We start from the raw sequence: 11,929 nt of genomic DNA, 5'->3' as shown, positions 1-11,929 counted from the left end.
GTTTGTATTGGTCATTCCATTCGTAGATTGGGGTGTTCCGCAGATTTTCAACAGTCGACTCACGCAAGCGTATCATTTCCAAACGGACTTAAAAACCAGGCGCTGCTGGAAACTAAAACGTCTTGCAACTGATTGCGTTGACACCGTTTTTCCTAGCGGAATTCTGCTAATACTTATCCATCAATCGTATTGTCGGATATCTGCGCCGTCTTGGCATGTGGGCTATGTCCGTCTTACAAAATGTAACACAATGGCGTCTGATATTTGACTCAAAGGCCATAACATTGCCAGAAGTGAACACAGGGTTGCGCACTTGTAAAAGCGAGAAAGCCAGACCGCTTGTTGCACGCTTGCATATTTACAGAAGCATGAATGTTGTTAAGTGTGTATGTGGGTTACAGGGCTAGCCTTAATTCAGAATATACTAGAACTCCTTTCGCCAATTTGCTCATTTTGTTGAAATGAGTGTCAGTTTGTAGTCATCGTTTTTGTTGAGGAAACCTGTAATTGAAATCAAGTAAACCTGTGCCTGAAAAAGTCAAGAAAGTGACTGCGCGGCGTAAGTCACCTGCCAAGGAAGTGGTGGTGGATGAAGTATTTCCCGAACTGATGATAGTCGGGACCAATATCGCAAAAAATAAAAGTTATTATCTGGCCCAAAAAGCGCTGATACAACGTGTGGCACATGGCGTGTATATCCCCACAGACAGGATGGCAGATGGTAAAGCCATTTTGATACGTCATGCGATCCGCCTGGCGAGCCTGCATTTCAAGAACGCAACGGGCTTGTGTTACTCGAGTGCATTCACGCTGGAGGCGATTATTCCGGAATCCGGTCCGCCTCTGGTATTTGTTGCCGGTGAATATTCGTATGGCCTGGAGTTGGGAGAGGGCGATATCAAGCTGATGTTGGTGCAATCCCTGCATCCCCCGTACGAAATGCTCAAAACCAATGACGAGTACGAGTTCTACGAAGACAAAATATGTTCTGACCCCATCGGTGAGTTTGTCGTCAAAGTACCTCGCCCTGAACTTCTGGTTTTACATAATTTTGAACGCGTTAAAGAATGGTCGGAAAAAAAGATTGCAAGCGGGCACTTGAAGAAGTTCGTCGCCTGGATAGTTGATGCGCGCTATGGCGGTTCCATTCCCGCATTTTCTGCAAATTTTGCTGAGCTGGCGATCAAATGCAATCGTTTGGAAGAGCATGATCATGCCGTCACAGCCCTGCTTGCAGAGGGCTATCCCATGTCTGAAAGGTACTTGCGGAAAATCGTTTGACTTTTGATTTTCATTCGCCTAAACTTTGCCTCATATATGGGGGTGGTGCTGCTGCCTGCGCCACAAAATGCGAATTAAAAGTTGATGATTTCTTTGTCTTGCCCATGCATGGAGTTGATACTCTCACTATGTATGAATGGCAATCAACTGGATAGAGATGTTTTGGCTTCATATGGTACGCCCGAGTTTCAGGGCGGTTATATGAGCTGCACCTTGAGTCTGCATTCGTCCGGCTTGCTGCCAGGTTGATCCTGGTGTGCAAATAAAGCTGGCGCATTCACCAATTACATATATCTGCACTAAACAGTGGGGGGCAGCCAATGGCTGCTTTTTTATTTACTTGCTAAGAGTGTCTGTAGTGAGTCTGGATTCGAATTTGCGCACAAGTGAAGTGACTGGGGCCATCCAGGCTGCAGAAAAAATTACGCTGCAAAAGGCGGTGCAAGTCTGCGTGCAATATATGCTGGATGTGCAGATGGAGTTGGACGCTGAAGTGATTGCGCCGTTTTGTTTTCATAACTGCATGATATTTCTATCGAGATCAGCAGGGCAGTTGCAGGTGGATGTTGCGGTATCAGAAGCGGTGGTCATGGACTACGACATCAAATCCCTGCACATGAACACGCGCTATGTCATGAATGAAATGATTGCCCAGGCAGTCAGATTGTATGGCTCAGATGGGCATCAGGTATTTGCCATGGCTTTCCTGTTCCGCGATGGTTGTGGTTTGGTGAAGCTGGAGCAGGCAGGCGGTTACGCGGTAAATTTAATAGAGCGGGTGCCGGTATCGCTGGATTATCAAATCGGATTTGCTGCATAGAGGAGTGACAGGTGAGAGCTTTTTCAATGATAGTAGTGATGGCTGCGCTGGTTGTATCAGGCTGCACCACGCGACAAACAGTACAGTATCGCGAAGTTATTCCGGAAAATAATTTCAAAGGCATCGTTGAGGCGCAGGCAAAGCAGTCTTCACCGTTCATGAGGAACTTGCAACTGGAACCAGCGCAATCTGCCGATTTCGTCAAAATAGATCCGGTGACTATGAATTACGCCTGGTTTTATGAGCGTGGACAAACCATGGGGCAACACCTGGATGCATGGGCGCATCGCTATGCCTTCCGCTTTGAATCACGCATTCCACTGGGCTGGGACCCGTATGTGCAATCCGATGGCAGCTTTGTCGGCAATTTGTATTCTGCCATAGAGGATTTGGCTTATTTTTCCGATGAGGGAAAAAATAATTTCCATCAATATCACGACACCAAGCGACTGCGTACAAAAAGTGTGCAGATCACGATATTTGAAAAAGAGCGCTATCTCCGTATCGAGCTGAGAGATGCCATGGCCGAAGCTGCAGAAGCGCAACGCGATGAGCAAGAACGTCTGGCAGCGGAAAAAGCGGCTGGAAAAACAGCCTTCGCTGATTACTTTCGTTCAGGTAAATAAGACCTATGGTTTACGCTGCGTCGTCCTTCTTTATCCTGGGTTTGCTATTGTTGGGCGCACGCATGTATGCGCCTGCCGGCAACAGCAAACATGATTTGCTGCAATATGCTGGCATGGGCGCTCTGTTCATGATTTTGCTTTCTTGTGTTTTGGTCGCTTATACCGGTGTGTCCGGCGGGAATAGGGAAATGCCAGTCGCCCTATCCGGCGATTTTGGTTTATCTGGCGCAAGCACCGCCGATCGTGGCGCCCTGACTGTGGATAGGTCCAGCTTGGGTGGCAATCCTCCAGATTTCCCCAATAAGAATTCCGTCGCTGCACCCACCGCAAGTGCGCAAAATCCTTTTGGGCAACAGGGTGCAGCCAGTGGTGTGCCGTCGGTGTTTTCCCTGGCACAGTCCAGCCAGATTTGTGCAGGTTTTTCGGATATTGCAATGGGTGCGTTGTTAGCGGGATCTAACGGTGAGGCATATGCACCTTATGAAGAAAAAGCCAGGCGATTAAGTGAGCAAGTCATGCGTTTGCCATTTGTGCGTGAAGCGGGTACCAAGCCGATGCAGAACATCAGCAACTTGTTTGCCACTCTGATTGAAGACCAATACTACATCTCTCCACAGAACCGTGCAGTGCAATTGGGTCTGATAGGCAAGGTCGATAAAAAGTTGGCATTGGATGCTATGAATCAAGTTTGCGAACTGAAAATCCTGGAGATACGTAGCAAATGACTGCACTAGCCAGTACCAATGCACTGCCTTTGTTGAGCCGGACGATGGAGTCCCTGCTTGCGCCACAGTACATTTTTTTTGCTAATAATGCCGATGGTCGCGTGCATGACGGCATCGTCTATGGGAGCAGCGAAAATGACTGGGTCTACGGTGAGGATGGGTTGTTTCCTGCCATGCTTTACCTCGCTGAGCGGCATTACAAAGATAGCTTCTTCGAGGGTGATTATGCAATTCCACCTGAAAATGGCACGCTGGCGCAGAGTTTTGGTATCGACTGGATTCCTGATCCCAGCTTTCAGAGCCGGACCGGCTACCGTGCACAGATTTCGGAGACCGGTTTGCAAGTATCCCCTTCCGTAATTCTGTTGTTTGTACACGATGCCATAGAGCGCATGCATCAATACAGTTACAGAAAAGTGAAAGACTGGCGTTTTGAGATAGACGATGGACGTTTGCTGGAAGAGCTGGAAGAGAAGAAGATAGTCAATGCCAACGGTTTGCTGGATTTGTTCCAGATGGTACTTGCTCCTTTACCTGAGCCAGAAACTGAGAATACTTAATCGCACTTTTGTGTGGAGTTCCAATGACGGAAAAAAACGAAGCATCGTCCTTAAGGCGCAAACTTGTTCCATCTGGTGATGCCAAGAAGGTGACTGGCTTTACTCATAGTGCATTCAAGCGCTTGTTTACCAGCGTTCGTTCTGAGCGTGAAGAAAGCTTCAATGAAGCCAGGGAACGTTTGGGCTGGACCGAGGATGACATAGCCGGATTTCTGGAATACAGGAAAAAAGAAACGACTATCTATGCGCTGCTTACAGCGGTGGCTTTTCTGTTTGCCTGTGGCGCACCTTATTCAGAGAATCCCTGGTCGCACCTGGTAACTTCGCTGGCAGTCATGCTGATGATAGGTACCAGATGGCTGGTTGCTCATTTCCGTCTTACCCAGGTACGTCATCGTGCACTGTTCTCGTTTGCTGAGTATCTGGGAGTTCTGTTTCCCTTTCTTTCTGAAAGTGTCAAGGAGATCAGTGAAGGCTTGAGTGAAAAAAAAGTTGTCGATACCAGTAAGCGTGCTGATGAGTCAGCCAAGATCGTCGACTTGAACAAGAACCACAGTAATCATTGAGGTCAGGTTCGTGGATGCCTATATTTCGCCAGCAGATACCATGTCAGAACCTGCTTTTTATTCATGCATTAAAGGCGCTGCTGAGTATTACAAAGTGCCATCGATGGCACTGTTGGCGATTTATGCGCAGGAACGTGGATCTTCTGCGCGCACTTCTGACAATGCAAACAGGACAAAGGACTATGGTCGCTTCCAGATCAATGATGCGAGCTGGAGGCAGTATCTGGCAGAACATCGTATTTCCTTAGACCGGGTGCTGAAGGATAACTGTCTGAATGCCTATGTAGGTGCGCATATTTTCAAACTCAGGTATGCCACATGCAAGTCGGATGTGTGGTGTGCAATAGGTTTATATCATTCAGCCAACGAACCTTATCGCTCATCTTATGTAAGTAATGTGTACAAGAAGTATCAGGCAATTCAAAAAGATAGAGAATTTTTGAACTGGTTCCGGTCGCTGGCTGTATACGATGCCAGCTCAGGTAAATGGGAATATTTAATCGCAGGAGCAGGGCATGCCGCCACCACAAGCAGGTAATTCCGGTAACGATACATCTAATGAAGGCCTTTGGGGCATGCTGTTGTTTGCTGCTGGTGTATTGATACTCTGGTTTGTAGGCAAGGGTTTTATTGTTGGTGCTGTTTTCGTGTTCAGGTCATATGTGACCGGGCCTTTGATCGGTTTATTTGACGCCGATGTGCGCGCTGCTCTGGATTGGATGAGTAGTGTGCAGTATGGCAAAGTCGAGTACAACGAGTTTGTTGCGAACGGCGAACTGATAGGGAGATACACCAAAGTACCTGCCATGCTGCTGTGTGTGGCGATGGGGGTCTACATTTTCTTCAAGCATCCCTCGCAAAAATTCAAACGCCGCTGGGATATGTTCTCGCTGGCAAAAAAAGAGGTCGCTCTTTGGCCCTGTATTACACCTGCCCTGGACGCAAATTTGTTGAAAGTGCCGGTTGAGACGGGGCGCTGGGCCTGGAGCACAACGCCTAAGGAATGGGTAGACAAAAACAAACTCTGGGAAACTTATGAGCACGTTTCCGAAGTCAGTGGCTTGCCAGAAAACAAGCGACGCTTGAACCGTGTCACGGCAAAGTCAGCATTGATCGCGCAACTAGGCCCAAAATTTGTGTCTTTCGATGACTTACCACCTTATCTCAAGGCATTGCTGGGATCGTTCATGGCCAAGATTTGTGGTGACAAAAAGACTGCATTGAAGATATTGAATCAATTATCAACTTCAAGCGCTGCAGTTGGCGTGGCCACTAACGACTTATCTGTCAGGCTGGCATTGGAAAAATTTGAGAGTGAATTGGGCGTCGCTTGTTTTGAGCGTTATAAAAATACCGATGTGATCGTAAAAATCCTCTCGCGCCATGCCTACATGGCGACAGCAATGCTGGCCTTGCTGGATAAGGCGCGTAGCAGTGGTGTCGTCGCCTCTGCAGAGTTTTTATGGCTAAAACCAGTGAACCGCACGCTGTTTTACATGTTTAACTCCCTGGGACGAAGAACCTGCTGGATGGAATCAGCCGGGATATTCGCGCATTATCAAGCTGAGTTGCAGTCAAAATCGAAAGTGATGCGCCCTTATGTCGAAACTGCACTGGATGGCCTGGAATCCTATCTTGGTGAGTACCTCGATACCAACAATGGCCAGTTGGAATGATTTATAGCGATAACTAGTTGAATTCAACATGATTTTATTTAGGAAAATGGAATGTTACAAAATCTGATCAATCGTTTTGAAAGCTATCAGGCTATACAGGTCAATAAGAATTTTAATTCTCAAGAATTGACCGTGCTTGGAAAAATTCTGCTGGAAGGTGCGCGCGAAGTCGAGGTGGCCAACGTCATACGCTTTCCCTCTATAGAAAGGGGATTTTCGATATTTTCCATCGAAAGCGGCTCAACCTTATCGCCACCATCGAGCCCGGTTGCTGCAAACGAAGGAGATGCCGCATCAACACCGGCAAACGTAACGCAGCCCGACAGGATCTTGCCCAAGTTGGCGACAGGTCTTGTCAGTGAATTAAAAAGTGATGCCTATCACCTCATCGTCAGGCAGGGTAATGCCCTGGAAAACGGCATGGTACTGGCTTCTTTCACCAATCTGCAAAGCGCTGGCATTGCCTTGCGCAAGCTGGCCAAGCTGAATGCCAGGAAAACCAGGTTCTGGAAGATCCTGGGCTTCCTGGTGCTCGTGTATTTGGTATTGTCGATACCGATGATGAAGCGCGCTCCACAAAAGTCTCTGGAGGAAATTACTACCAGCATGGAAATGCGCAATCCAGAAGTCGCCCGGCAAATGGAAAACATCAACCGCAGTCGCACTGTCGGCAGCGAACTCATGGCTCAGCCTGCATCTCCTATGCAAGCTCAGCCAGATCCATCTTCCATGCTTGGTGCCCCTGCTGCCGCGATGGAGCCTGCTCCTGTGGCACCAACTGCTGCGCCAGGCGCCAGGCCTGATCAAAGCCAGGGAAATTTTGGCTTCTGATCCTGGTGTTCAGACATGGATAAACCGTGCTTGTGCGGTCTGCGCACAAGCCATGATGTTTTCGACATAATCGAGTATTGAGGGAAGCATGGCCCAACCACAACAGTCAGGTCTTGAGCCGGAAAATGAGGTCAAGGCCCATCATCGGCGACGTGACACGCGTCCGCAGTTACAAAGGATAAAAGAAGATATTCTTTTCAAGCCGGAAGCCGCCAGCATACTGATGTTTGTGATTGGCGCTGCTGCCATGATCTCGCCTACCTGGCATGAATACATCGTCGTATTCGGTATCTTGCTGTTCCTGTATATACGCTCCAGCTTTAAACACTATAGCCTGCCTTTCCGCATGCCTATGTCGACGGCGTATGACGCATCCGCAAATGAGGGCAAAGGGCGTTCCGGCATTATCGATCCGGAAGAAATTAATCCCGCAACTGATAAACCGACTTGGGCCAAGGGCATCTCTCACTTTGGCAATCGCAAAAAAGACGATGCTGAACTCTGGTTCAATAATGATGACTTGCGTACCCACATCCTGATCTTTGGTTCTACCGGTAGCGGTAAGACCGTGGCGCTGGTCTCCATGGCTTATAACGCCCTGATGCAGGGTTCGGGTTTTATTTTCGTCGATGGTAAAGGCGATGCCAGCCTGTTTGCCACGATCTTTTCCATGAGCCGTGCCATGGGCAGGGAAGATGATTTCCTTATCATCAATTTTGGTACCGGCTCACGTGATATTGAAGGTCCCCAACTCACCAAGTTATCCAACACCATCAACCCCTTTGCTTTTGGTGCATCTGACGCGCTGACCCAGTTGCTGGTCGGTCTGATGGGGGATTCTGGTGGCAGTGGCGACATGTGGAAAGGTCGTGCGATTTCCTTGCTGACGGGCTTGATGATTGCCCTGGTGTCCCTGCGCGATGCTGGCCGTATCTTGCTGGATGTGGAAGTCATACGCGACTTCATGCAATTGAAATATATCGTCGCTCTATCGAATGGCAAAAACCCGATTGATGGCACGCCCATCAAATTATCAGACCGCGCCCAGGCTGCCATCAAGGCCTACCTGAGTTCCCTGCCGGGCTTTGTTGAGAAGAAGGGGGCTGATCAGTCGGCCACCACGCTGGAACAGCATGGTTACCTGCAAATGCAGTTCACCCGCGTGCTGGGTTCATTGTCAGACACGCTTGGTCATATCTTCAAAACCAATCTTGGTGAAGTTGACTTGTACGACGTCGTCGTCAATCGGCGCATTCTGGTGGTCTTGCTGCCCGCTCTGGAAAAATCCCAGGATGAGCTGGCCAATCTGGGTAAAGTCGTCATCATGAGTTTGAAGAACATGATGGCGGCCACCCTGGGTGCGCAGATGGAAGGCAGCAAGATGGAAGTGCTGGATAACCGCCCTACCAATGCACCATCGCCTTTTGTGACGATACTGGATGAATACGGTGCCTATGCCGTGCCAGGGGTCGCTGTCATGCCAGCGCAGGCGCGTAGTCTGGGCTTTAGCATGGTCTTCGCCAGCCAGGATATGCCGGGTTTTGAGAAAGCCTCCAAGGAAGACGCTGCATCGATTGCTGCCAACTGCAATATCAAGATATTCATGAAACTCGAAGATGCAGAGCGCACTTATGAGATTTTCGAAAAATCAGTAGGCATGGCCGACGTCATGGTTATGGGTGGTATGCAAGCCAGCACCAATGGCATGTCCACCAACTACATGGACAATATGAACGCCACCATGGAACAACGCTCTCGCGGTTCCCTGCAGGATTTGAAAGAGCAAACGCCGGGCGAAGCGCATATCCTGTTCAAGTCCAGAATCATTCGGGCCAGGATGTTTTCTTGCGGCATGGTGGATGAACGCAACCTGTTGAGCAAGTATCGCCTGAACCACTTCATCAAAGTCAAACCACCTGCTTACGGTGAAATGCTTGATTGGGACTTGTCGCCCGAAGCACTGAAAATGAAGGCGGATGCAGCGCAGGCCGCACAGAATGTACAAAGTGCACAGAGTCCTGCAATTGCTGAAGTTATCGCCGCCAACGCGAGTGTGACGCATGGTGCAGAGAATGAGACTGCAGCGGCAGCAACTGAAAGCAAGCCAGCATCAGCAACGATAACGGAAAATTGCGTAGACGATGCGCAAGATCAGGTCGCTGCAAAGGCTGAGGCAAAACCTCGTACCTTGTTTGGCAAGCGCTCTGGCCAGAAAAAAGCAGACGAACATGAGTTCGATGGTGCTGTTGTCAACATTTTTGGCCGCGACAACGACAGTCTGGATGAAGCCAGCAAGGCAGTAGTCGCCCCTTGGGCGGCAGATATACAGGCCGGCATGCACGAGCAACTGGCAACAGCGGCAGCCTATGAAGCAGGATGGCAGACGGAAACTAGCCTGAGCGAGCTGTATGCCATGGAAGAAAAAACCGGCAAGGGCAGGTTGGCACAGATACTGATTGACCAGGTGCATACCCATGCAGCTTTGGTAAACATGGACATGCTCCTGGGCGTAGTTCCCTTTAAAGCCAGAAGTGATGCAGGGCATTTGATCAAGGCCATCGCTGCCAATACATCCTATGCGTGCCAGCCGACGCCAGCAAAACGCAGTGGCAAAAGCAGTTTGATCCAAGCTTTCAGTAAGAAGTATGCGACCAGGTGATTGCACAGATGATCATTTTTTCGCACAACATGGAAAGCAATGCAGAAAAAGTACCGCGACGGGATTTCCTTGCAAAGTCCTTTGCAGCTGCAGCAGGGCTGATATTACCTGCTACTGCAGGCGCTACTGCGGTGCAACTGTTCAGCCCTGAGTATCACTATCCAAAAAAGCCCGGCGAAGGACGCATACTGCGCCGTATATATTTGACGCGGGAAGCTTCAAAGTGGCATGCAGCCGAACGTGCAGACTTTATTCTGTGGGACAAGGATGGTCGTATTGATGCTGAAGGCTACAAGCGCCTGTGCTGGTTCTTGCGGGATGTCAGGAGTTCCAGGATCGTACAAGTGGATATGCGTCTGGCAGCCCTGATTACTTCAGTGCAAAGTCATTTTTGGTTTAATCAGGGGATACATGGTTATTACCACCTGACTTCAGGATACCGGTCGTGGGTGACCAATGACCAGACCGAAGGTGCTGCTGCAGACTCCGGCCATGTATATGCCGGTGCTGCAGACGGCTGGCTGGATGGCGTAAGTGTGGAAGATCTCGCTGGCGTTGCGCTCAGCCTCAAGGCTGGTGGCGTCGGCTTATATAAAAAACGTGGGTTTGTTCACACTGATGTAGTGGGAAAGCCGAATTTATGGAAGGCATGATGTAATGCAAAAGAACCTCATATTGAAAAGTATTCTCATGGCGTTGGGAGTGTCGCTTTCACTGTCCGCGATGGCTGCTACCGACTGGAAGAAAATAATGACTGTGCGTGGTAACAAAGTCGTTAAAGAATTTTCTTCGCCCTCAGGTTTTCGCGGCCTGGTGGTGGAAGCTGGTGGTGCTGAGAAAACATTTTATGTGACTGAAAACGGTGACTACCTTTTTTCGGGTGAATTGTTTGGTGAAGATGGCTTGCCGATAGCTCAAAAGAATCCAGCATCAAAGACCGCCCCAGACTGGAACCGTATCATGCAGGGCAAAGGCAATAATGTCGTTAAAGAATTCCGTTCTTCGTCTGGATTCAAGGGGCTGGTGGTGGAGCGCAATGGCATCAAAAAGATTTTCTACATCACTGCCAATGGCAAATTCCTGGCGGCTGGCGAAGTCTTTAACTCTACTGGCGGTTCCATTACCAAGCTTGAACTGGCTGAACAGGCTGGTATAGCCCAGTCCGCAGCCGTCATGCCAACAGCGGTCGCAGGTGAAGTCGATAAGACCATTTCTGAGCAGAGCAAGATGCTCAACTCCGTTCGGGAGCTAGAGTCTGTGCCTACCGAGTTCAAGAACAAGGTCTTTGCCGCAGCAGAAAAGTCTACGGCGTGGGTAGAAGAGGGGAGTGGCAATAATATCGTGTATGTAATTTTTGATCCTATATGCCCGCACTGCCACAAAACCTGGGAAATGCTGCGGCCTTACGTGCAAAGAGGCTTATTGCGCGTGCGCTGGATTCCTGTGATTTCATTGAGTGGCAACAATATGCAAAGCCCGTCTGCACAGATGGCGGCTTACTTCTTATCAAACCGAGGTGAAGCCGATATTGTCGAAAAGATGTTCAGGAAAACCATCAAGTCTGTTGCGCCAGATGACAAGATGGCACGTTCCTTGTCTCAAAATCTGTTGTTCTTGCGCGATACCAATTTTAGAGGAACTCCTCTGCTCATTTATCAGCGCGGTGGTGAGCGCAATGCTTTCATTGTCCCAGAGCAACCAGAAGTCGAGCAAATTGAGCGTATGATCAGGAAAAATTGAAACCAAATGTTTCCTTGAGTTTGTGGTGTCAGGAATTTGGCTTGGGGCAGTACATACCGAGGTATGTGCAGCCGCCAAGCAGGGCAGTCAAGGCAAGCCAGAATTAGCGATACAAATGGCAGTGAATGTATGCGGACGAGCAGTTCATACACAGACAATGACGTGTGCTACATAGCGACATTCTGGCTAGCCAAGCTTGAATTGAAAGCTGTATGCGCCAGATCTGAAATTGCTTGATTGTCTTGTATTATTAGCTATTTTCATTTTTGTCAAGGGCACTTGCAAATAGAAACAAAAGGGTAACCACTTTGGACTCGTCGGTATAGGCTGAACCTGCCCTCTAGGATAAGATATGTGGCTTAGATGAATGCCAAGATTCCATAAAAGTTTTTATTAATCTGCAGCAATACCCGTCATTTTGAGTTAACTATGATCTAGATGGTCC

General features: G+C 48.9%; 12 protein-coding genes. All 12 read left to right on the top strand.

Features of this window, described 5'->3' with window-relative positions; all coding sequences use genetic code 11:
• Nucleotides 1-507 precede the first annotated feature (507 nt).
• The 12 genes from Q8K39_RS09265 to Q8K39_RS09210 all read left to right on the top strand — a co-directional run bounded on the left by Q8K39_RS09265 (nucleotide 508) and on the right by Q8K39_RS09210 (nucleotide 11,484).
• Nucleotides 508-1,281, top strand: a complete 774-nt coding sequence (locus tag Q8K39_RS09265) for a hypothetical protein (RefSeq protein WP_186956345.1) — start codon at nucleotides 508-510, stop codon at nucleotides 1,279-1,281.
• Nucleotides 1,282-1,639: 358 nt separating this feature from the next.
• The gene (locus tag Q8K39_RS09260; protein ID WP_305259622.1) at nucleotides 1,640-2,101 is read left to right on the top strand and encodes a hypothetical protein; all 462 of its coding nucleotides are present in this window, start codon (nucleotides 1,640-1,642) and stop codon (nucleotides 2,099-2,101) included.
• A gap of 11 nt (nucleotides 2,102-2,112) precedes the next feature.
• Nucleotides 2,113-2,727, top strand: coding sequence for a hypothetical protein (locus tag Q8K39_RS09255; RefSeq protein ID WP_186956347.1), 615 nt, complete (start codon nucleotides 2,113-2,115; stop codon nucleotides 2,725-2,727).
• A 5-nt stretch (nucleotides 2,728-2,732) separates the two neighbouring features.
• Nucleotides 2,733-3,452: a hypothetical protein gene (locus Q8K39_RS09250; RefSeq protein WP_305259621.1), complete on the top strand. Its 720-nt coding sequence runs from the start codon at nucleotides 2,733-2,735 to the stop codon at nucleotides 3,450-3,452.
• Entirely contained in the window at nucleotides 3,449-4,012 is a 564-nt protein-coding gene (locus tag Q8K39_RS09245; protein ID WP_186956349.1) for a hypothetical protein, read from the top strand. The genes Q8K39_RS09250 and Q8K39_RS09245 overlap by 4 nt, the downstream gene beginning before the upstream one ends.
• Before the next feature lie 23 nt (nucleotides 4,013-4,035).
• Nucleotides 4,036-4,578 (top strand): hypothetical protein, encoded by a 543-nt coding sequence (locus Q8K39_RS09240; RefSeq protein WP_305259620.1) that lies wholly within the window; start codon nucleotides 4,036-4,038, stop codon nucleotides 4,576-4,578.
• A 40-nt stretch (nucleotides 4,579-4,618) separates the two neighbouring features.
• Entirely contained in the window at nucleotides 4,619-5,116 is a 498-nt protein-coding gene (locus Q8K39_RS09235; RefSeq protein ID WP_305259618.1) for a lytic transglycosylase domain-containing protein, read from the top strand.
• The gene (icmP, locus tag Q8K39_RS09230; RefSeq protein ID WP_186956352.1) at nucleotides 5,094-6,254 is read left to right on the top strand and encodes a type IVB secretion system coupling complex protein DotM/IcmP; all 1,161 of its coding nucleotides are present in this window, start codon (nucleotides 5,094-5,096) and stop codon (nucleotides 6,252-6,254) included. The genes Q8K39_RS09235 and icmP overlap by 23 nt, the downstream gene beginning before the upstream one ends.
• A 51-nt stretch (nucleotides 6,255-6,305) precedes the next feature.
• Nucleotides 6,306-7,085 carry a hypothetical protein gene (locus tag Q8K39_RS09225; protein WP_186956353.1) on the top strand — a complete coding sequence of 260 codons (780 nt, stop codon included), beginning with the start codon at nucleotides 6,306-6,308 and terminating at the stop codon, nucleotides 7,083-7,085.
• A gap of 88 nt (nucleotides 7,086-7,173) precedes the next feature.
• Nucleotides 7,174-9,744 (top strand): type IV secretory system conjugative DNA transfer family protein, encoded by a 2,571-nt coding sequence (locus Q8K39_RS09220; protein ID WP_305259616.1) that lies wholly within the window; start codon nucleotides 7,174-7,176, stop codon nucleotides 9,742-9,744.
• Nucleotides 9,745-9,752: 8 nt separating this feature from the next.
• Entirely contained in the window at nucleotides 9,753-10,397 is a 645-nt protein-coding gene (locus Q8K39_RS09215; protein WP_305259614.1) for a DUF882 domain-containing protein, read from the top strand.
• 4 nt (nucleotides 10,398-10,401) lie between these two features.
• A complete protein-coding gene (locus tag Q8K39_RS09210) occupies nucleotides 10,402-11,484 on the top strand; it encodes a hypothetical protein (protein ID WP_186956356.1) in 1,083 nt (360 codons plus the stop codon).
• Nucleotides 11,485-11,929 lie beyond the last annotated feature (445 nt).

It is taken from the genome of Undibacterium sp., assembly GCF_030683615.1.
GTDB classification, from domain to species: Bacteria; Pseudomonadota; Gammaproteobacteria; order Burkholderiales; family Burkholderiaceae_D; genus Undibacterium; species Undibacterium umbellatum.
This window is presented reverse-complemented; position numbering and strand designations above follow the sequence as displayed.

Coding starts and splice junctions, on each gene's coding strand:
- Q8K39_RS09210 (WP_186956356.1), top strand. CDS start 10,402: ATGCAAAAGAACCTCATATTGAAAAGTATTCTCATGGCGTTGGGAGTG.
- icmP (WP_186956352.1), top strand. CDS start 5,094: ATGCCGCCACCACAAGCAGGTAATTCCGGTAACGATACATCTAATGAA.
- Q8K39_RS09235 (WP_305259618.1), top strand. CDS start 4,619: ATGTCAGAACCTGCTTTTTATTCATGCATTAAAGGCGCTGCTGAGTAT.
- Q8K39_RS09215 (WP_305259614.1), top strand. CDS start 9,753: ATGATCATTTTTTCGCACAACATGGAAAGCAATGCAGAAAAAGTACCG.
- Q8K39_RS09250 (WP_305259621.1), top strand. CDS start 2,733: ATGGTTTACGCTGCGTCGTCCTTCTTTATCCTGGGTTTGCTATTGTTG.
- Q8K39_RS09240 (WP_305259620.1), top strand. CDS start 4,036: ATGACGGAAAAAAACGAAGCATCGTCCTTAAGGCGCAAACTTGTTCCA.
- Q8K39_RS09245 (WP_186956349.1), top strand. CDS start 3,449: ATGACTGCACTAGCCAGTACCAATGCACTGCCTTTGTTGAGCCGGACG.
- Q8K39_RS09225 (WP_186956353.1), top strand. CDS start 6,306: ATGTTACAAAATCTGATCAATCGTTTTGAAAGCTATCAGGCTATACAG.
- Q8K39_RS09220 (WP_305259616.1), top strand. CDS start 7,174: ATGGCCCAACCACAACAGTCAGGTCTTGAGCCGGAAAATGAGGTCAAG.